The following is an 18,805-nucleotide window of genomic DNA, read 5'->3' on the forward strand; positions in this document are numbered from 1 at the left end:
CACAGGGCACCACATGAAAATCGCCAGCTGGAACGTCAACTCGCTCAACGTGCGCCTGCCACACTTGCAACAGTGGCTGGGCGCTTTCGCGCCGGATGTGGTGGGCATCCAGGAAACCAAACTGGAGGACCACAAGTTCCCCGACACCGTCCTGGCCGAGGCCGGCTATCGCAGCGTGTTCGCCGGACAGAAGACCTACAACGGCGTGGCACTGCTGTCGCGGCTGCCGGCCAGCGACGTGCAAGTGGGCATTCCCAATTTCGAAGACGAGCAGAAGCGCGCGATCGCCGCGACCGTAGGCGACGTGCGCATCGTCAATCTGTACGTGGTCAACGGCCAGGATGTGGGTACCGACAAATACGCCTACAAGCTGCGCTGGCTGGAAGCGGTGCATGCCTGGCTCGAGGACGAACTGCGCACGCATCCCAAGCTGGTGGTGCTGGGCGATTTCAACATCGCGCCGGACGACCGCGACGTGCACGATCCGGCAGTGTGGAACGATTCGCACATCCTCACTTCCACTGCCGAACGCGATGCGCTCAAGCGCCTGTACGCGCTGGGCCTGCACGACGCCTACCGCCTGCATAACGAGGCCGGCGGCGTGTTCAGCTGGTGGGATTACCGCATGGCCGGTTTCCGCCGCGACCTGGGTTTGCGCATCGATCTCACGCTAGTGTCGGATGCATTGCGCGATAGCGCGCATGAAGCGGGCATCGACCGCGAACCGCGCACCTGGGAACGCCCCAGCGATCATGCGCCTGCTTGGGTGAGGTTGGACGCTTAACGGACGCCCCCAAGGCACTTGTTGCCCGGCCGAACGCACGGCCATGGATGGCAAACATCCAAAAAAGAATTAGTAGCGGGGGCACCGCCCGCCGTTCGGTTGGCGCGGAAAGCGGCGGGCAGTGCCCGCCCTACACGAACAAAGGCCCGGCATTGCCGGGCCTTTGCGGTGCCACGAACCATGGGTGCGTCTTAATCGCGCACGCGGTCGCAGCGAAACGTTTAACGCGCCTTGCCGCGCGTAAACAGGTTGATGATCAACAGCAGGACGACCGCACCGATGAAGGCGGTGACCAGGAAACCCAGCGTACCGCCGCCCAGGCCGAAACCGATCTGCGGCAGCAGCCAGCCACCGAGGAAACCGCCGATGATGCCGACGACGACGTTGAGGATGATGCCTTGCGAACCATCGCGCTTCATCACGATGCTGGCCAGCCAGCCCGCGATACCGCCAACAATCAGATAGATCAGGAAGTTCATCAAGCGTTCTCCTTGCATTTGTGGAAAGGCGTTCCCGCGTCATTGCGGGAACGGTTGCACCAAAACTTTCTACCGGAACGATTTAAGGCCTCGACATGTGAAGCCGCTGTTAACCCGCGTCCTGGTGGGGCCCTCTCCCTTGTCGCCTTCTAGATAGCGCAAACCAGCCGCGCTTGCACGCCGCCGCGCAGCAGAGAGAAATGTGAGACGGAACAAGCCATCGGCTACATTGGTGCGCATGCCGAACCTGCCTTCCGAAACCCCTGTCCGCCTATGGCTGCTGCGTCACCCCCGGCGCGAACGCGGCGAACCTTACGTGCGCCCTTTGCTTTGCGAGGCGCTGGGATGCGACGACGACGATCTGCCCTTGTCGCGCGGCAGCGAAGGCCGCCCCTTGCTGGGGCCTCCTTACCAGCGCTTCGACGCGGGCTGGAGCCATAGCGGCGATGCGTTGCTGCTGGCACTGGGCGAATCGGTCCAGCTCGGCGTGGATATCGAACAACTCCGGCCGCGCCCGCGCGCACGGCAACTGGCGCAGCGGTTCTTCCATGCCGATGAAGTGCACTGGCTGGCCACCCAGGGCGAAGACGCGATGGAATTTTCATTCGTGCGTCTGTGGTGCGCCAAGGAAGCGGTGCTCAAGGCCCACGGCAAGGGCCTGTCGTTCGGGCTGGAGAAATTGGTGTTCGCCGAAAACGGCGGCGAGCTGCAACTGATCCGCTGCGACTTCGCGCTGGGACAACCGCAGGACTGGACATTGCGCGAGTGGACGCCCTTGCCCGGCTACCAAGCCGCGCTGGCATGGCGCGCAACGGACGCCGTAGGAGCGACGTAAGTCGCGATGTGGCCTCGCCGGGAAAACCCTTCGCGACTTACGTCGCTCCTACGTCGCTCCTACGGCGCTCGTACGGCTCAAGCGGGTCGTCTGCGATACTGGCGGGAATGAATACTTCTTCTTTTCCCGAAGCGCTGCGCGACGATCTCAACCGCGGCCTGACCACGCTGGGCCTGGATGGCGATGCGCTTTCGCCGCCCCTGCTCGCCTACCTGGCCCTGCTGGATCGCTGGAACCGCGCCTACAACCTCACCGCTATCCGCGACCCGCGCGAAATGGTGACCCGCCACCTGCTCGATTCGCTGGCCATGCATCCGTTCGTCGAGAACGAAGCGCTGGCCGATCTGGGAACCGGCCCCGGCCTGCCCGGCATCCCGCTGGCGATCGCCAAGCCGAAGCTGCGGGTCACCCTGGTGGAGAGCAACGGCAAGAAAGCGCGATTCCTGCGGGAAGCAGTGCGCACCCTGGGCCTGACCAATGCGCGGGTGGCCGAATCCCGTGCCGAAGCGCTGGATGAGCCGGGCGCCTACGACGCCCTCACCGCCCGCGCTTTGGACGTACTGGCCGGGATCATTGAAGTCGGCGGACATCTGCTGAAGCCAGGCGGCAAGCTGCTGGCCATGAAAGGCCTCCGGCCGGACGAAGAGATCGCCGCGCTGCCGGCAGGGTGGACAGTCTCGGACGTACATACCCTTGCCGTGCCCGGATTGGTCGGCGAACGGCATCTGGTGATCGTCGCCCGCGATGCGTGAGCAGGGCCTCCCCCTTTAGATTTGAAATGAGCAGGGCCTCCCCCTTTGAAAAAGGGGGATTGAGGGGGATTTGCTTTTGGCGCCAAGAGCAAATCCCCCGTAAGCCCCCTTTTCCAAAGGGGGCAAAAGCAGCAGCACGCGCCTGCGAGGACCGACTCCTCGTCCAAAATCCAAAGACGGGGGCACCGATTCCCCAAAGTTCCACGCTTCATCCCGCATAATCCCCGACCCACCAGGGTTCCACGAGGCGTCCCACGCATGGCCCGCATCATCGCCATCGCCAACCAGAAAGGCGGAGTCGGCAAGACCACCACCGCGGTCAATCTGGCCGCCGCACTGGCGCGCGCGCCCAAGCGCGTGCTGCTGGTCGACCTGGATTCGCAGGGCAACGCCACCATGGGCAGCGGCGTGGACAAGCGCGAACTGGAAGCCTCCAGCTACGACGTGCTGCTGCAGGAAGCCGACGCGCGCAGCGTGATCGTGAAGACACCGGAAGATTTCGACCTGATGCCCGGCAACATCGACCTGACCGCCGCCGAGATCCAGCTGATGGAGATCGAAGGCCGCGAACAGCGCCTGAAGGTCGCGCTGGATCCGTTGCGCGAGGACTACGACTTCATTCTGATCGACTGCCCGCCGGCGCTGTCGCTGCTCACCCTCAACGCGCTGACCGCGGCCGACTCGGTGCTGGTGCCGATGCAGTGCGAGTACTACGCGCTGGAAGGCCTCAGCGCGCTGATCGACACCATCGAGGCGCTGAAGGCGCGGCTGAATCCGGGCCTTGAGATCGAAGGCGTGCTGCGCACCATGTTCGACGTGCGCAACAATCTGGCCAACGCCGTGTCCGGCGAACTGACCAACCACTTCGGCGACAAGGTGTTCCGCACCATCGTGCCGCGCAACGTGCGCGTGGCCGAGGCGCCCAGCCATGGCCAGAGCATCGTCGGTTACGACCGGGCCTCGCGCGGCGGCGTCGCCTACCTGGGCCTGGCCGGCGAGATCCTGCGCCGGCAGACCGAGCGCAACAAACAGCAAGCGAAATATCTGGAGAACGCGTAAATGTCCGCCCCCAAGAAACGCGGCCTGGGCCGCGGCCTGGAAGCACTGCTGGGCCCGAAAGCCGCCGCCACCGCGCCACCCGAAGCCCAACCCGGCGAACACCTGCGGCAGATTCCAATCAAACAGCTGCAGCCGGGCAAGTACCAGCCGCGCATGTCCATGGACCCGGCCAAGCTGAGCGAGCTGGCCGAATCGATCAAGGCCCAGGGCGTGATCCAGCCGATCGTGGTGCGCGAGCTGTCGCCCGGAAAGTTCGAAATCGTGGCCGGCGAACGCCGCTGGCGCGCTTCCCAGGAAGCCGGCCTGGCCGCGGTGCCGGTGGTGGTCCGCGACCTGGACGACCGCACCGTCATCGCTATGGCGCTGATCGAGAACATCCAGCGTGAAGACCTGAACCCGCTGGAGGAAGCGCAGTCCCTGCAGCGCCTGATCGGCGAATTCTCCCTGACCCATGCCGAAGCCGCCGAAGCGGTGGGCCGTTCCCGCGCCGCGGTCTCCAACCTGTTGCGCCTGCTGGAACTGCCGCCGGCCATCCGCGCCTTGCTGGAAGCCCGCCGCCTGGAGATGGGCCATGCCCGCGCCCTGCTGACTCTTTCGCCCGAGCTGGCCAGCAAGCTGGCTGCCGAAGCGGCCGAGCAGGGCTGGTCGGTCCGCGAGGTGGAGCACCGCGCCCAGCAGTTCGCCGCCGGCAAGGTGCCGGTCAGCAGCAAGAAGGCCAAGCCCGGCAAAGCCACGCCCCAGGCCGATATCGCCTCGCTGGAGACCGAGCTGTCCGAGTCCCTGGGCACCAAGGTCAGCATCGCCCATGGCCGCGGTGGCAAGGGCAAGCTGGTCATCCATTACACCGATCTGGATACGCTGGAAGGCGTGTTGGAAAAGCTTCGCGTTAAAGTGAGTTGACTCACATTTTCCTCTTCTGATTCAGACATTTACAATCCCCGGATCAATCGAATCGAGGGGGATAGGCAATGATCATCTGGAGAGGTTGGGGAATACTGGCTGCGTTGATACCGGCAGCGTTTTTCATTCTGTTTGCGGTGGTGTTCGGCATCGGCGCCAAGGGTACGTTTCTGGCAAACCCCACCCTGATGATCCCGGTTTCCGGCGTTTGTTCCGCCGCGATGGTGTGGTGGCTGGGAAGGAAGCTGAACTCGGCGCCCACCCGCGAGCTGGTGGATCCGAAGACCGGCCAGCGGGTACTGCTGCGCAACGACCACAGCCTGTTCTGGATCCCCATGCAGTGGTGGGCGATCCCGATCGTCCTGCTGGCGGGTGTGATCGTGGCCGGCATGGTCCTTGACCAGCACTAGTGGTGTGAATTAGTGCCCGTCGCCCTCTGGTCTGGCCTGGATCCAGGCGGGTCCAGGGCCGTTTGCTGGCCACGTAGGCCGTCATAAGTGTTTGCGCCATAAGGGAAACCTGGGCATAATGCGCGGCTCGCTTCGTCCGGTCGGCCTTTGTGCCTATGACCGGGCGGGTCCGGAAGCACGATTCCGACCCGCCGCCGGTAGCGCCAAACCATTGCCCGTTTCGTGTGCCGCTATCGCGGCGGGGCCGCCGTTTCCCTGGCTAAGGGCGACACAAAAATCTATCGAGGTGCGTAATGTCCCGCGTATGCCAAGTGTCCGGCAAGCGTGTGATGACGGGTAACAACGTCAGCCACGCCAACAACAAAACCCGTCGTCGCTTCCTGCCCAACCTGCACGAGCGCCGCTTCTGGGTCGCCAGCGAAAACCGCTGGATCAAGCTGAAGGTTTCCGCGCATTCGCTGCGCACCATCGACAAGAACGGCATCGATTCCGTTCTGGCTGAGCTGCGCGCGCGCGGCGAAAAGGTCTGAGGAGATAAGACATGGCAGGCAAACGCGACAAGATCCGTCTGATTTCCTCGGCCGGCACCGGTCACTTCTACACGACCGACAAGAACAAGAAGAACACCCCGGGCAAGATGGAAATGAGCAAATACGACCCGGTCGTGCGCAAGCACGTGGTCTACAAGGAAGGCAAGATCAAGTGACCTAGCGGCGCGTTCGCGCAGCGAACGCCTTTGCCGCTAGGTCATCCCCGCGAAAGCGGGGATCCAGCTTTCAGACAAACCCGCCGCAAGGCGGGTTTGTTGTTTGCGGCATTTGATTTCTCCATAACCCTCCCACACCCTGACGTCATCCCAGCGAAAGCTGGGATCCATTTTGCTCTTGATCTTCGCGTGGCCGAAAGCAAAGCAAGATCAAGATGGATCCCAGCTTTCGCTGGGATGACGAACTCCGGATGGTCTTTCGCCAGCTTCGGGCGTGCTACTACGGCCACGCACGATGCAAGCGCGCTTTGTCCTTTCCCGCTCCACCCCGCAGAATCGGGGCCATGAATTCCTTCCTCCACCAGTTCGCCGAATGGGCCACGCCCTTCTCCGCGGGCGTGTGGCTGCTGGCGCTGGACTGGGTGATCCGTCTGGCGGCGCTGTTGTGGATCCCCACCCGCACCACGCCGGCGGCGGCGCGCAGTTGGTTGCTGCTGGTGGGTTTCCTGCCGCTGGTGGGCCTGCCGCTGTATCTGTTGTTCGGTCACCCCTGGCTATCGCGGGAACGCGTGCGCCGGCAGACCCTGGCCTCGGGCGTGATCCGCGAGGAACAGGCGCCGCATGGCGCGCTGCGCTGGTTGCCGGACGGCAGCGAGGCCGCCAGCGAGATGGTGCCGCTGGTGGAGCGGCTGGGCGACTTCATGCCCACTCACGGCAACGCTATAGAACTGCTCGACGACTACGCCGCTTCGTTGACGGCCCTGCTGGCCGACATCGATGGCGCCAGCGAACGCGTGCACCTGCTGTACTACCTGCTGTTCGACGACGCTGTCGGCGAAGCCGTCTGCCAGTCGCTGGAACGCGCCGCCGCGCGCGGCGTGCAATGCCGGTTGCTGCTGGATGCCGTGGGCGCCAAGCGCGGCCTGCGCTGTTACGCGCGGCGTCTGCGCAAGGCCGGCGTGGAGGTCCACGTGATGCTGCCTGGCGGGCTGCGCTGGCGGCGCAGTGGGCGCATGGACCTGCGCAACCATCGCAAAGTCGCGGTGATCGACAGCAGCGCCGGCTACGTAGGCTCGCAGAACCTGGCCGCGCCGGATTTCGTGCGCGGCTTCCCCAACCGCGAGCTGGTGGCGCGCGTGCAGGGACCGGTGGTGGCGCATCTGGAAGGGGTGTTCGCCAGCGACTGGTATATCGAGACCGGGCAACGGCTGCAGGTCAAGCCCGTGCCCGCAGTGAGCGAAGCCAACGTGGCCATGCAACTGCTGCCCAGCGGGCCTGCGTATCCGTTCGAGAACGCGCGCGACACGGTCAACGCGTTGATCCATCTGGCCCAGCGCAAGATCGTGCTGACCACGCCGTATTTCGTGCCCGACGATGCGACTCTGAGCGCCTTGCGCATCGCCGCGCTGTCGGGGGTGGAGGTGCAGCTGATCCTGTCGGCCAGCAACAACCAGCGGCTCACCGCATGGGCGCAGGATTCCTACTACGACGAACTGCTGGCCAGCGGCGTGAAGATCGCGCTGTACCGGCCGCATTTCCTGCATGCCAAGCATCTGAGCGTGGACGAGGACATCGCCCTGGTGGGTTCGATCAACCTGGACATACGTTCTTTCGCGTTGAACGCGGAAATAGGATTGCTTTGCTACGACCGCGGCGTGGTCGCGCGCATGCGCGAAGTGGAGGCGGCGTATCTGGCGGACGCCGAAAGGATCGACCACGCGGCCTGGAGCAAACGCCCAGCCTGGAAGCGCAGCCGCGAAGGCATCGCGCGCCTGGCCGACTCCTTGATGTAAGACCTCTCACAATGAAAGGGGCGACTCCGGGGTTTGCGAGCCATCCCCTACAATAGGGCCGATGACGAACCGATCCCCGCAATACGATTTCGACATCGCCATCATCGGCGGCGGCGCGGGGGGCGTACTGACGGCCATCCATGCGCTGGGTCTGGCCGGCGCCGACGTCCGCATCGTCTTGATCGAACCCACTGCGCGACTGGCGCAAGGCGTGGCCTACGCCACCCGCCATGCCGAACATCTGCTAAACGTGCCGGCACGGCGGATGAGCGCGTTCGACGGCCAGCCGGACGATTTCGTGGATTTCCTGGTCGCCCGCGAAGGCGAGGCCGCACGCGAAGCCATCGCGGTGTCCTACGCGCAACGCCGGCACTACGGCGAATATCTGCGCGATCGTTTGCAACGCGCGCGCGAAACCGCGGCGGCGCACTTCGAAGTACTGCAGGACCGGGTCACGAGCCTGGACGAGGCCGACGACATGCTGCGGCTGGGCCTCGAATCCGGCGGCTCGATCCGCGTCCGCGGTGTGGCCATGGCGGTCGGCAACAATCCGAAGCCGCTGCCCGCTCGCGGCGCATCGGGACTGCCAGGGAAATCGGTGCTGGAAGCCTGGGACTTCGATGCGATAAAACAGATCCCCGCCGATGCGGAAATCTGCATCGCCGGCTCCGGCCTGAGCATGGTCGACACGGCGCTGAGCCTGGTCGCAAACGGCCATCGCGGCCGTGTGCACGTGTTGTCGCGGCACGCGCTGCTGCCGCTTGCGCATACCAAGCATGCGGTCGCCGATTTCGATGCCGAGGCGCTGCTGGGCATGCCGTTGCGGCAGCGCATGCGCGTCCTGCGCGCGGCCGTCCGCGACGCTGACCATCAAGGGCTGCCGTGGCAAGCGGTGATGGAAAGTGCGCGCCCTCTGGTGCAAAAGCTGTGGCTCACGCTTTCCCATGAAGACCAGCGGCGTTTCCTGCGTCACGTGGTGCGCTACTGGGACGTGCACCGCCATCGCATCGCGCCGCAAGTGCATGCGCAACTCGAAGCGCTGCAGGCCAGCGGCCAGCTGCGGCTGCATCGCGGCCGCCTGCAGACCGTGGCCCGCGAAGGGGAACGCATACGCGTGACCTTGATGATGCGCGACCGGCGCACGCAGGAACTCGATGTGGACCGCATCGTCAACGCCACCGGAGTGGAGATGCGCGCGCAACTGATGCGCAATCCGCTGCTTTCCGACCTTCTGGGCAAGGGCAACGCCCGGCCCGGTATGCATGGCATCGGCATCGACACCTGCGCCGAGGGCGACCTGGTCGATGCGCAGGGCCGGAATCTGGCGGGCGTGGCCGTGGTCGGCAGCCTGCGTATCGGCCAGCTGTGGGAAAGCATCGCCGTACCCGAGTTGCGTGGGCAGGCGGAGAACGCCGCGCGACGGCTGTTGGCGCTTGCGCGAACGCCGGGTAGGGGCGACGTAGGAGCGACGTAAGTCGCGAACGTCCAGCCGATGATTCGGAGATCATGAGTTTCGCGACTGACGTCGCTCCTACAATATCCAGCTCCTACAAGGGCTCGGCCAGGGCTTGCAGGGCGCGACGCAACTGCGCATCGGGCGGCAGATCGACCGGCAGCACCACGACATCGTCCTCGGCGACCGGTTCCTCCAGCGTGGCGAACTGGCTGTCGAGCAGCGACACCGGCATGTAGTGGCCGCTACGCTCGCGCATGCGCTGGCCGATCAGCGCCGCCTCGCCGCGCAGGAACAGGAACCGCAGCGGCAATCCCGCGGCGCGCAGCACGTCGCGGTGCTGGCGGCGCAGTCCGGAGAAGGCAAGGCTCACGCGCGCGCCATCGGCCACGCGGCGTTGCAGATCGGCGGCGATACGCGCTACCCACGGCTGGCGCATTCCGTCGGTCAGCGGCTTGCCTGCAGCCATCAACTCCTTGGCCTCGTCGCTGTGGAAATCGTCGGCGTCGAGGAAGGTCGCCTCCCATGCATCGGACAACGCGCGGGCCAGCGTGGTCTTGCCGCTGCCGGACACGCCCATCACCACGGCCACGCGCACCTCGCTCATGCCGGCCCCGCCTCACCCGGCAGTTCCACACGGACCCGGTAGCGACGCCCCGCCTCGATGCCGGAAAAGATATCGCCCTCCAGCCATTGGCCATCGATCGCCACGCGGGCCTCGGTGCGGCCGGCGACACGTTCGATCTCCACTTCGAACTCGGCGCCGCGGAACCGCCGCCAGGCGCGTGCGCGCGGCCAGTGCGAAGGCAGCTGCGGTGCAATCCTCAGCGCTTGGCCCTCGCCGCGCAGACCGAACAGTTCCTCCACCAGGCAGCGATACATCCACGCCGCCGTGCCGGTGTTGAACAGCTGGCTGGAGCGGCCGGCGGTGCGCGGGTGCAGGCGCCAGGCGCCGCGGTAGTAGTTGGGCACGAACACCGGCAGCTGTCCGCGCTGCAGGCAGTCTTCCAGGTCCGGGCCGGACAGCATCGCGCGCAATACGCTCCAGGCGCGATCCCCTTCGCCGACCTTGTACAGGCTGTGCAGGTAGAAGGCAGCGGCGTGGTTGTAGACCGCGCCATTCTCCGCCGAGCCGGGGAATTTCTGGGTCAGCCGGCCAATGTCTTCGCGCATGCCGGTATAGGGCGGGTCGAGCATGGCCACGCCGTACGGCGTGGCCAACTGCGCATCGACCGCGGCCAGCATCCGCGCGCGGCGCGGCGCGTCGGCGGCGCCGCTGAGCATCGCCCAGCTCTGCGGGTTGAGGTAGATGCGGCCTTCGCTGTCGGCGTTCACGCCGAACGCCACGCCATCGTCGGTGATGCCGCGGCCGTACCAGTCGCCGTCCCACAGATGGGCGTTGACCGCGGCATTGAGCGCGTCGGCACCGGCTTCGAAGCGTACGGCTTGCGCGACTCGTCCGCTGCGTACGCAGACAGCGGCCCACAGGCGCAGCGCATGCGCGCTGGCCAGCGACAGCCAGCCGGACACGCCCCTTCCCTTCCAGCCGACCATGTTCATCGGATCGCACCAGTCGCCCTGGGCGATGTAGCTGAGCCCGCGCGCATCGCGCGCCTGCAACAGCCAGTCCATCGCCCGGTCAATGCGCTCGGCGACGCTGGCCGTGTCGCCCGCGCGGTCCGTCACCCTCGCTTCGAGCAGGGCATCGTCGCCGGTCTCGTCCAGATAAGCCTGCAGGCACACCGGCAACCATACACAGTGGTCCGTGTGCGGCACCTGGTTGATGTACTTCAGCTCCGCACCTTCGACCAACAGGATGCCGTCGGGCATCGCCCCTCCGGGTTCCTGCTGCGACAGCGCGTGCAAGAAAGCCGCCCGCGCCGTCTGCGGTCGCAGATAGGCCATGCCCATGTGGTCCTGCAGATAGTTGCGGGTCTGCGGGTCGGTGGTCAGGCGGTTGCAATCGCCGTGGTAATAAACCTGCCGCGGCAGCCAGTGATTGGCGAAGTCGTCCAGCCACGGATCCGGGGTCTCGATGCGCAGGCAGCCGCGGCCCTCGTCCAGGTAGGAAGCGTGGGCCGTGGTGGCGGCGGCGAAACCTTCCTCGGACAGATAGCGTGCGCGCAGCATGGCGGTCTCGGCGTCGTCGCGGGCCGGGGCGAAGACGAAGCGGAAGGTTTCCTCGCCCTCCGCCGCCAGCGCAACGCGGTACTGCAGCACCGCCGCCGGCGTCTCGTACAGCGCCTCGCCGCCCGCCAGCCGCTGATGCGCGGTGACGGCGGTTGGGGCGTGCAATCCGCCCTCGCCCTCGAACGCGGACTGGTTCGCTTCCCAGGCATCGGGCTGGCGCTCGTGCAGCAGCACGGTCCGATCCTTGAATTCGCGTTGGCGGAAGTAGTCGTCCACCTTCTGGTATGGAGCGACGCTGTCGCAGACGATTCCTCCCAGGTCCGCGCGATAGCCGCCGGACTGGTTCATCCACGACATGTAGCCGACCGGGAAATACGGATACAGGCTGATCCGGCGCGCACGGCCGGAGCGGTTGCGCACGCGCACGGTCCACAGTTCGGCCACGTCCTCCAGTGGCAGCCGCACCGACATTTCCACCTTGATGCCGTCGCATTGCACCGTCCAGGCGACGTCGCCCTGGCCGACCGAGAAAGCGAATGCGTCCGGCGCGCGGTTCACCGGCGCGTGCGGCGCGGAGAACAGCAGACCGCTGTCTTCGTCCTTGACGTAGCAGAAGCGGCCGGGATGGTGCGCGTAGTACGGTTGCTCCGGCTGCATGAAGCTCCTGGCTTCCAGCGTTGGCGCATGCGCGTACTTGGCCGGCTCCGGCTGCATGAACTGCGCGGTAGCGTAACCACGGCAGTTCAGCTGCAACAGCATCCGCCGGTTCCACAGGAAAGTGGAGGCCTGCGGCATCGCGGTGGGACTGCCGAGGACGAAGCGTCGGCCCTGCTCCTGGAAGCCATACGGCAGGGTCGCGTCGAAGACACCGCTCACGTCCCCACCTCCCGCCGCGCCTGCAGTTCCGCCTCGACCCGCGCCAGCGCGGCGTCATCCAGCGGATAGGCCCGCATCACCCAGACCGCCAGCAGTGCCACCACACCCGGAATCACGGTCAGCAGCAGCACGATGCCCAGGCGCGAGGCGTCGGACTGGGCCTGATTGGCGATATAGCCCATCGCCGCCAGCATCCAGGCGATCGCGGCCGAGGCCACCGCACCGCCCAGCTTCTGCGAGAACGCTGCTGCAGCGAAGGTCATCGCGGTGGCGCGGCGCCCGGTCTTCCACTCGGTGTAGTCGGCGCAATCGGCATACATGGAGAACGCCAGCGGCGACTTCGGCCCGAGCAGCAATCCGACCAGGGTGTTGAGCGCGAACGTCACCCAGATCTGTTCCTTGGGCACGAAGTACATCGCGCAGCTGATCACGCCGACCCCGGCCATCAGTCCCATCATCAGCCGCCGCTTGTCCACCAGGCGGGTCAGCAGCGGCGTCAGCGCCGCGCCGACGGCCAGCGCCACCGAATAGCTGCCGAGAAACAGGCCGGTCAGCTCCGGCCGGCTTACGTAGTACTTGAGGTAATACACCAGCGAGCCGCTACGCATCACGATCGTCACCATGATCACCAGCGCCAGCACGAACAGCACCAGCCAGGGCTTGTTGCCCAGCAGGTCGAGCACATCCTGGCGCATCGTGCTGCGCTGCTGCGGCGGCGGCTCGATGCGCTCGCGGGTGTTGGCGAACACCGCCACGAAGGTGGCGACCGCCACGACCCCGTACAGGACCATGGTCAGCTGCCAGCCAAGCTGCTCGTCGCCGCGGCCGAGCCAGCGCACCAGGTCCAGGGTCAGCCAGTTGACCAGGGTGGTGCCGGCGAAGGCGGCGATGAAACGGAAACTGATCAGGGTGGTGCGTTGCTGGCTGTCTGCGGTCATGACCCCGGACAGCGCCGAGTACGGCATGCTCAGCACGGTGTAGACGAACATCATCAGGGTGAAGGTGGCATAGGCCCACAGCAGGCGCCCGCTGCCATCCAGGTCCGGGACCGTCCAGGTCAGCACGCCGGTGATCGCAAGCGGCACCGCGGCGTACAGCAGGTACGGCCGGAAGCGGCCCCAGCGGGTACGGGTGCGATCGGCGATCGCGCCCATCAACGGGTCGGCCGCCGCATCGACCAGTTTGGTCACCAGCATCATCGTGCCGACCGCGCCAGCGGCCAGCCCCATCACGTCGGTGTAGAAGATCAGCAGGAAGGCCGAGATGTTGGCCCAATAGAGGTTGAAGCCGAAGTCGCCGATGCCGTAGCTGATCTTCTCGCGCAACGGCAGGCGCGCTCCGTCCGCGGCCGCGCGCTGGTTTCCGGCTGGCGCCGTGTCCTGGTCCTGCGTCATGCGTTGGTTGCTCCTGAAGACCGGCATGTCGGCGCACCTCGCGCGCATGCACCGGCTGTTGACCGCATTTCAGCTTGCCGGCATCGCGTAGCGCAGGCAAGCGGGCGGCCCCGGGCGGTGCAGCTCGGCATACACTCGCAGACCCAAGATACGGAGCGCCGCATTGGTTTCCAGCTGGGTCCTGCTGTTGGTATCGGTCGGTTACGCCGCGCTGCTGTTCGGCGTGGCGTGGTGGGGCGACCGGCGCCCGATGTATCCGGACCGGCCCTGGTTGCGCCCGGTGGTCTACAGCCTGGCACTGGCCGTCTATTGCTCCTCATGGACGTTCTACGGCGCGGTGGGCAGCGCGGTGCGCAACGGCATCGGCTATCTGCCGATCTATCTGGGCCCGCTGCTGTTGCTGCTGTTCGGCTGGCGCATCATCGAAAGGCTGGCGCTGATCGCGCGCAGCCAGAACACCGTTTCCATCGCCGATTTCATTTCCTCGCGTTACGGCCGTTCGCGCCGGCTGGCGGCGCTGGTCACGGTGATCGCGCTGATCGGCGTGATTCCCTACCTGGCTTTGCAGTACAAGGCGGTGGCGCTGAGCCTGGGCGTGCTGACCGGCCAGGATGCGCAGAACAGCGGTTTCTTCACCGATCCCGCTTTGTACGTGGCACTGCTGATGGCGTTGTTCGCCGCGCTGTTCGGCACCCGCCAGGTGGACGCCACCGAGCATCACCACGGCATGATGCTGGCCATCGCGCTGGAATCGGTGGTGAAACTGGTAGCGATGATCATCGTGGGCGTATTCGCCTATATCTGGCTGGGCGGGCGCGCGCTGCACGTGGAGGAGTCCGCACGGACCCTGTTCGAGAACGCGCCGCCGGTGGGTTTCTTCACCCAGACCCTGCTCGGCTTCCTGGCCATCGTGTGCCTGCCGCGCCAGTTCCACGTGGCGGTGGTGGAATGCAGCGACGTCGGCGACATCCGCAAGGCGCGCTGGTTGTTCGGCATCTATCTGGTGCTGATCTCGGTGATGGTGGTGCCCATCGCCGCCGCGGGCGTGGCCATGTTCGGCGGCGCCGGCGGCATCGCCAGCGACACCTTCGTGCTGGCGCTGCCGTTGACCGCAGGCAACAACGCATTGGCGCTGGTGGCGTATATCGGTGGATTCTCGGCGGCCACCGGCATGGTGATCGTGGCCAGCATCGCCCTGGCCACCATGGTCAGCAACGATCTGGTGATGCCGGTGCTGTTGCGGCGCGGCTGGGCCGAGCGCCACGCCGAGGCCGACGTGGCCTCGCGCGTGCTGTGGATACGCCGGCTGGCGATCCTGATGCTGGCTTTGTGCGCCTACGCCTACTACCGCACCAGCAGCAACGACAATTCGCTGGCCTCCTACGGGCTCATTGCGTTCGCGGCGGTGGCCCAGTTCGCGCCCGGGTTGATCGGCGGCCTGTATTGGCGCGGTGCCAGCCGGCGCGGCGTGGAAATCGGCATGCTGGTCGGCTTCGCCACCTGGATCTACACGCTGCTGCTGCCGACGCTGTCGGCTTCCGGCTGGCTGGGTCCGGAATGGCTGCAGACCGGACCGTACGACATCCACTGGCTGCGTCCGCAACAGTTGTTCAACCTGACCGGCTGGGACCCGCTGACCCACGGTACGTTCTGGTCGCTGCTGCTCAACACGGGCGTGATGATGCTGGTGTCCGCGCGTTGGCGGCCCAGCGTTGACGAACGCCTGCGGATCGCTCCGTTCCTCGACCCCTACGCGCAACGGCAGGCGCTGGTGGCCAGCGAATGGCCGGGCAACGTGCGCGTGTCGGATCTGCTGGCCCTGGCCGAACGCATCGTCGGCGAGCGGCATGCGCGCCGCGCCTTCGCCGAGCAGGCCACCACGCTGCAGCGCGAACTGCAGCCGGCCGCCGCCGCCGACCGTGCCTGGGTGCAGTTCACCGAACGCCTGCTGGCCGCGGCCATCGGCGCGGCCTCGGCGCGGTTGGTGCTGACCAGCGTGCTGCGCGGCTCGGGCATGGAACTGGGCGAAGTGGTGGCGGTGCTGGACGAAGCGGGACAGGAACTGCGCTTCAACCGCGAAATCCTGTCCACCACGCTGGAGAACATCAGTTCCGGCGTCAGCGTGGTCGATCCGGACATGCGCCTGGTGGCCTGGAACCGGCGCTATCAGCTGATGTTCGGCTATCCGCAAGGCATGCTTTACGTGGGTCGCCCGGTGGCGGATCTGATCCGCTACAACGCCGAGCGTGGCGAGCTGGGCAGCGGCGATCTGGAAGAGCAGATCGCCAAGCGCATCAGCTACATGCGCGTCGGTTCGCCGCACATCTTCGAGCGCGTGCGCAGCGACGGCAGCGTGATCGAGATGCGCGGGCAGGCGCTGCCCGGCGGCGGCTACGTCACCAGCTACAACGACATCACCGATTTCAAGCGCGCCGAGAACGCGCTGCTGGAAGCCAACGAGAACCTGGAGCAGCGCGTGGCCGACCGCGGACGCGAAGCCGAGGCCGCGCAGCAGTCGAAGACACGCTTCCTGGCCGCGATCAGCCACGACGTGCTGCAACCGCTGAATGCGGCGCGGCTGTTCACTTCGGCGCTGCGCGACAGCGATGAGCCGGGCGAACAGCGCCATCTGGCCGAACGCGTCGATGCGTCGCTGCGCGCGGCGGAAGAATTGCTGGACGGCCTGCTGGACGTCTCGCGCCTGGATGCCGGCGGCATGCACACCGAAATCGGCGATTTCGACGCCGGCGCGCTGCTGCGCGAACTGGCTTCCCAGTACGCGCCGGTCGCCGCCGGCCGCGGCCTCGATCTGCGGGTGCACGCCTCGGCGCAGCCGGTACGCAGCGACCGTCGGTTGCTGCGTCGCGTCTTGCAGAACTTCATCGCCAATGCGCTGCGCTACACCCGTAGCGGCCGCATCGTGCTGGGCATGCGCCCGCGCGGGCAGAATCTGGAACTGCAGGTGTGGGATACCGGTCCCGGCATCCCCGAACACCACATGCGCCAGATCTTCGACGAGTTCCACCGCTATCCCCAGCCCTTCGATTGGGGCGAGCAGGGATTGGGATTGGGCCTGTCCATTTGCCAGCGCATCTCGCGGCTGCTCGGCCACGATCTGGGCGCGCACAGCCGTGTCGATCACGGCAGCATGTTCTCGATCACGGTGCCGCGCGCGGCGTTCGCCGCCGACTCCCTCAGCGAGCCCGCGCCCTTGCCGCGCGCGACGGACTCGCTGGCTGGGTTGCGCGTGCTGTGCGTGGACAACGACCAGGAAATCCTGGATGGCATGCGCGCGTTGCTCAGCCGCTGGCAGGTGGAGGTGATCACGGCGGCCACCGTGGACGAGGCCTTGCGCAAGATCGAGCAGGCTCCGGCGGTGATGCTGGTCGACTATCACCTGCACGACCGCATGGACGGACTGGAAGCCCTGGATGCCTTGCAGGCCGCCAGTGCGGCGCCGATCACCGGCGCCCTGCTGACCGCCGACGGCCGCGATGAGCTCAAGCAGCGCGCGCGCGACCGCGGTTACCGGCTGCTGACCAAACCGGTGAAGCCGGCCTCGTTGCGGGCGTTCCTGGCCGCCCACCATCAGACGATCACGGTGTGAGCGGTCAGGCGCGCATGTCGCGTCTTCGCGAATGGGCGAGAGAGCTGAAACGCCAGACTCTGGTCGTCTACTTCGCAGCTCGTGATCCACGTACTCCCTGGCTCGCCCGTCTGCTGGCGCTCGGGATCGCGGCATACGCGCTCAGCCCCATCGACCTGATCCCCGACTTCATTCCCGTGCTGGGCTACCTGGACGATCTGGTGATCGTCCCCTTGGGGTTGATGCTCGTCCTGCGTCTTGTTCCAACCGATGTCCTTGCCAGCTCACAGGCCAAGGCCGAAGGCGCCGTAGACAAGCCGACCAGCCCTGCGATGGCAGCGGTCATCGTGGCGATCTGGGTCATCGCGATCGTTGCGTTGGGCCTTTGGGCGCGGCAGGCGTTGCGCGCCTGAGGTTTCGTTCGAGTCGGTCCGCATCGTTACCGTCATGAGCGCGCGGGGTTCGCTAGGCGTCGGCCCGGGACAGCGCGGCATAAGGGGAGCGTTGCGGGATTTTCGCCACCTCGATGCAATCGCGACCTTTGCGCTTGGCTTCGTACAGTGCGGCGTCGGCAACATTGACCCATTCGGTGGGATCGGCGATGGAGTGATTGATCTCCGACAAGCCGATACTTACGGTGCATTTGAGATCCACGGCCGCAAAAGCGTACGCGGCTACCTGCCTGCGCAGGCGCTCGGCGGCGACGATGGCTTCTTCCCAATGGGTTTCGGGCATGACGATGCCGAACTCGTCGCCGCCGTAGCGTCCGCCGGTGTCCATATCGCGCAGGCAGGCCTTCATCAGGCGCGCGAATTCCTCGATCACCGCATCGCCCACGGTATGGCCGTAACTGTCGTTGATCTGTTTGAAGTAATCGATATCGATCATGATCAGCACCGCCGGCCGGCCCGCGCGCACGAAGCGGTTGAATTCCACATTGGCCGCGTATTGCCACTGCTGCCGGTTCATCAGGCCGGTGGCGGCATCGAAGCGCGAGGTCTTCTCGAACATGCGCTTCTGCCGCAGCGTCTGCTGCGCCAGCAGGCGGCTGGCGGCGCCGATCGCCAGTGGATAGACGATCAGCAGCGGCAGGCAGGCCAGCATGGTGCGGTAGGTGGTGTAGGGCTCGAAGCGAAAACCCATGAAGGCGCTGGTGACCAGGCAGGTCATCGCCATCAGCGCCAGGTTCTTGGCGCCGAAGCGGCGACCGCCGACGATCACCTTGTCCATGGTCAGCATCACCGCCAGCAACACGCTGGGCAAGGTGTCGAAAGCCATCACCGCGATCCAGAAGCCGCCGAACGCGGCGTCGGTCATCAGGTTGCGGTATTCGGCCTTGATCGGGTCGCGGCTGCGCAGGACGTGCGCATAGGCCAGATGCGGCCAGATCAGGCCGTCGAACACCAGCAATCCCCATAACCAGGGCGCGGCGCCGTGCTCGTGCATGACCGCGGCCACGCACAGCACGCCAATACCCAGCCCGATGACGCGCATCGGGTACAGGCGTCTGCCGAAGTTGGTACGACGGGATTCGCTGCGGTCGCTATCCATCCGCCTATCCGGAAAGCCGGCACGCACCAGGCGGGCCCCATCGCACCATCGTAGCGCGGCCATACTGGCGACCCGGGCGCAATTTGTGCGCGACGTT

At 66.1% G+C, this 18,805-nt stretch carries 17 protein-coding genes; 12 read left to right on the forward strand and 5 right to left on the reverse strand.

Going from position 1 to position 18,805, the window contains the following annotated elements; translation table 11 throughout:
* The first annotated feature begins 13 nt into the window (after positions 1-13).
* Positions 14-784 (forward strand): exodeoxyribonuclease III, encoded by a 771-nt coding sequence (gene xth, locus BLR66_RS15315; protein WP_093288970.1) that lies wholly within the window; start codon positions 14-16, stop codon positions 782-784.
* A 221-nt stretch (positions 785-1,005) separates the two neighbouring features.
* On the opposite strand, the gene BLR66_RS15320 is transcribed toward xth, so the two are convergent.
* A complete protein-coding gene (locus BLR66_RS15320) occupies positions 1,006-1,263 on the reverse strand; it encodes a GlsB/YeaQ/YmgE family stress response membrane protein (protein ID WP_093288973.1) in 258 nt (85 codons plus the stop codon).
* Positions 1,264-1,501: 238 nt separating this feature from the next.
* Here BLR66_RS15320 and BLR66_RS15325 point away from each other — a divergent pair, with 238 nt between their 5' ends.
* From BLR66_RS15325 to BLR66_RS15365, 9 genes are all read left to right on the forward strand, one after another.
* Positions 1,502-2,098, forward strand: coding sequence for a 4'-phosphopantetheinyl transferase family protein (locus BLR66_RS15325; protein WP_093288976.1), 597 nt, complete (start codon positions 1,502-1,504; stop codon positions 2,096-2,098).
* 107 nt (positions 2,099-2,205) lie between these two features.
* On the forward strand, positions 2,206-2,850 hold the full coding sequence (gene rsmG / locus BLR66_RS15330) for a 16S rRNA (guanine(527)-N(7))-methyltransferase RsmG (RefSeq protein WP_093288978.1): 645 nt from the start codon (positions 2,206-2,208) through the stop codon (positions 2,848-2,850).
* Between the two features lie 258 nt (positions 2,851-3,108).
* Positions 3,109-3,909, forward strand: coding sequence for a ParA family protein (locus BLR66_RS15335; protein ID WP_093288981.1), 801 nt, complete (start codon positions 3,109-3,111; stop codon positions 3,907-3,909).
* Positions 3,910-4,809 carry a ParB/RepB/Spo0J family partition protein gene (locus tag BLR66_RS15340; RefSeq protein WP_093288984.1) on the forward strand — a complete coding sequence of 300 codons (900 nt, stop codon included), beginning with the start codon at positions 3,910-3,912 and terminating at the stop codon, positions 4,807-4,809.
* Between the two features lie 68 nt (positions 4,810-4,877).
* Entirely contained in the window at positions 4,878-5,219 is a 342-nt protein-coding gene (locus BLR66_RS15345) for a hypothetical protein (RefSeq protein WP_143014668.1), read from the forward strand.
* Between the two features lie 293 nt (positions 5,220-5,512).
* Complete coding sequence (gene rpmB / locus BLR66_RS15350; protein ID WP_093288990.1) at positions 5,513-5,749, forward strand: 50S ribosomal protein L28; 237 nt, start codon at positions 5,513-5,515, stop codon at positions 5,747-5,749.
* Between the two features lie 11 nt (positions 5,750-5,760).
* Positions 5,761-5,925, forward strand: coding sequence for a 50S ribosomal protein L33 (gene rpmG, locus BLR66_RS15355; RefSeq protein ID WP_014159264.1), 165 nt, complete (start codon positions 5,761-5,763; stop codon positions 5,923-5,925).
* A gap of 344 nt (positions 5,926-6,269) precedes the next feature.
* Positions 6,270-7,718, forward strand: a complete 1,449-nt coding sequence (cls, locus tag BLR66_RS15360; RefSeq protein WP_093288993.1) for a cardiolipin synthase — start codon at positions 6,270-6,272, stop codon at positions 7,716-7,718.
* A gap of 61 nt (positions 7,719-7,779) precedes the next feature.
* Entirely contained in the window at positions 7,780-9,192 is a 1,413-nt protein-coding gene (locus BLR66_RS15365; protein ID WP_093288996.1) for an FAD/NAD(P)-binding protein, read from the forward strand.
* Positions 9,193-9,265: 73 nt separating this feature from the next.
* Here BLR66_RS15365 and BLR66_RS15370 read toward each other — a convergent pair whose 3' ends face one another.
* The 3 genes from BLR66_RS15370 to BLR66_RS15380 form a co-directional block, all read right to left on the reverse strand.
* Positions 9,266-9,778 (reverse strand): gluconokinase, encoded by a 513-nt coding sequence (locus BLR66_RS15370; protein WP_093288998.1) that lies wholly within the window; start codon positions 9,776-9,778, stop codon positions 9,266-9,268.
* Positions 9,775-12,096, reverse strand: a complete 2,322-nt coding sequence (locus tag BLR66_RS15375; RefSeq protein WP_093289891.1) for a GH36-type glycosyl hydrolase domain-containing protein — start codon at positions 12,094-12,096, stop codon at positions 9,775-9,777. The genes BLR66_RS15370 and BLR66_RS15375 overlap by 4 nt, the downstream gene beginning before the upstream one ends.
* Before the next feature lie 77 nt (positions 12,097-12,173).
* The gene (locus tag BLR66_RS15380; protein ID WP_093289001.1) at positions 12,174-13,571 is read right to left on the reverse strand and encodes an MFS transporter; all 1,398 of its coding nucleotides are present in this window, start codon (positions 13,569-13,571) and stop codon (positions 12,174-12,176) included.
* A 163-nt stretch (positions 13,572-13,734) separates the two neighbouring features.
* Here BLR66_RS15380 and BLR66_RS15385 point away from each other — a divergent pair, with 163 nt between their 5' ends.
* Together BLR66_RS15385 and BLR66_RS15390 are read left to right on the forward strand one after the other, a co-directional pair.
* Positions 13,735-17,178 (forward strand): hybrid sensor histidine kinase/response regulator, encoded by a 3,444-nt coding sequence (locus tag BLR66_RS15385; RefSeq protein ID WP_093289003.1) that lies wholly within the window; start codon positions 13,735-13,737, stop codon positions 17,176-17,178.
* 14 nt (positions 17,179-17,192) lie between these two features.
* Positions 17,193-17,570, forward strand: a complete 378-nt coding sequence (locus BLR66_RS15390) for a YkvA family protein (RefSeq protein WP_093289892.1) — start codon at positions 17,193-17,195, stop codon at positions 17,568-17,570.
* A gap of 52 nt (positions 17,571-17,622) precedes the next feature.
* Here BLR66_RS15390 and BLR66_RS15395 read toward each other — a convergent pair whose 3' ends face one another.
* The gene (locus BLR66_RS15395; protein WP_176943909.1) at positions 17,623-18,708 is read right to left on the reverse strand and encodes a diguanylate cyclase; all 1,086 of its coding nucleotides are present in this window, start codon (positions 18,706-18,708) and stop codon (positions 17,623-17,625) included.
* Between the last annotated feature and the right edge of the window lie 97 nt (positions 18,709-18,805).

It is taken from the genome of Pseudoxanthomonas sp. CF125 (genome assembly GCF_900104085.1).
GTDB lineage: Bacteria > Pseudomonadota > Gammaproteobacteria > Xanthomonadales > Xanthomonadaceae > Pseudoxanthomonas_A.

Bases quoted from the DNA above. Each gene is read 5' to 3' on its own strand.
- xth (WP_093288970.1), top strand. From the start codon at position 14: ATGAAAATCGCCAGCTGGAACGTCAACTCGCTCAACGTGCGCCTGCCA.
- BLR66_RS15320 (WP_093288973.1), bottom strand. From the start codon at position 1,263: ATGAACTTCCTGATCTATCTGATTGTTGGCGGTATCGCGGGCTGGCTG.
- BLR66_RS15325 (WP_093288976.1), top strand. From the start codon at position 1,502: ATGCCGAACCTGCCTTCCGAAACCCCTGTCCGCCTATGGCTGCTGCGT.
- rsmG (WP_093288978.1), top strand. From the start codon at position 2,206: ATGAATACTTCTTCTTTTCCCGAAGCGCTGCGCGACGATCTCAACCGC.
- BLR66_RS15335 (WP_093288981.1), top strand. From the start codon at position 3,109: ATGGCCCGCATCATCGCCATCGCCAACCAGAAAGGCGGAGTCGGCAAG.
- BLR66_RS15340 (WP_093288984.1), top strand. From the start codon at position 3,910: ATGTCCGCCCCCAAGAAACGCGGCCTGGGCCGCGGCCTGGAAGCACTG.
- BLR66_RS15345 (WP_143014668.1), top strand. From the start codon at position 4,878: ATGATCATCTGGAGAGGTTGGGGAATACTGGCTGCGTTGATACCGGCA.
- rpmB (WP_093288990.1), top strand. From the start codon at position 5,513: ATGTCCCGCGTATGCCAAGTGTCCGGCAAGCGTGTGATGACGGGTAAC.
- rpmG (WP_014159264.1), top strand. From the start codon at position 5,761: ATGGCAGGCAAACGCGACAAGATCCGTCTGATTTCCTCGGCCGGCACC.
- cls (WP_093288993.1), top strand. From the start codon at position 6,270: ATGAATTCCTTCCTCCACCAGTTCGCCGAATGGGCCACGCCCTTCTCC.
- BLR66_RS15365 (WP_093288996.1), top strand. From the start codon at position 7,780: ATGACGAACCGATCCCCGCAATACGATTTCGACATCGCCATCATCGGC.
- BLR66_RS15370 (WP_093288998.1), bottom strand. From the start codon at position 9,778: ATGAGCGAGGTGCGCGTGGCCGTGGTGATGGGCGTGTCCGGCAGCGGC.
- BLR66_RS15375 (WP_093289891.1), bottom strand. From the start codon at position 12,096: ATGCCGCAGGCCTCCACTTTCCTGTGGAACCGGCGGATGCTGTTGCAG.
- BLR66_RS15380 (WP_093289001.1), bottom strand. From the start codon at position 13,571: ATGACGCAGGACCAGGACACGGCGCCAGCCGGAAACCAGCGCGCGGCC.
- BLR66_RS15390 (WP_093289892.1), top strand. From the start codon at position 17,193: ATGTCGCGTCTTCGCGAATGGGCGAGAGAGCTGAAACGCCAGACTCTG.
- BLR66_RS15395 (WP_176943909.1), bottom strand. From the start codon at position 18,708: ATGGATAGCGACCGCAGCGAATCCCGTCGTACCAACTTCGGCAGACGC.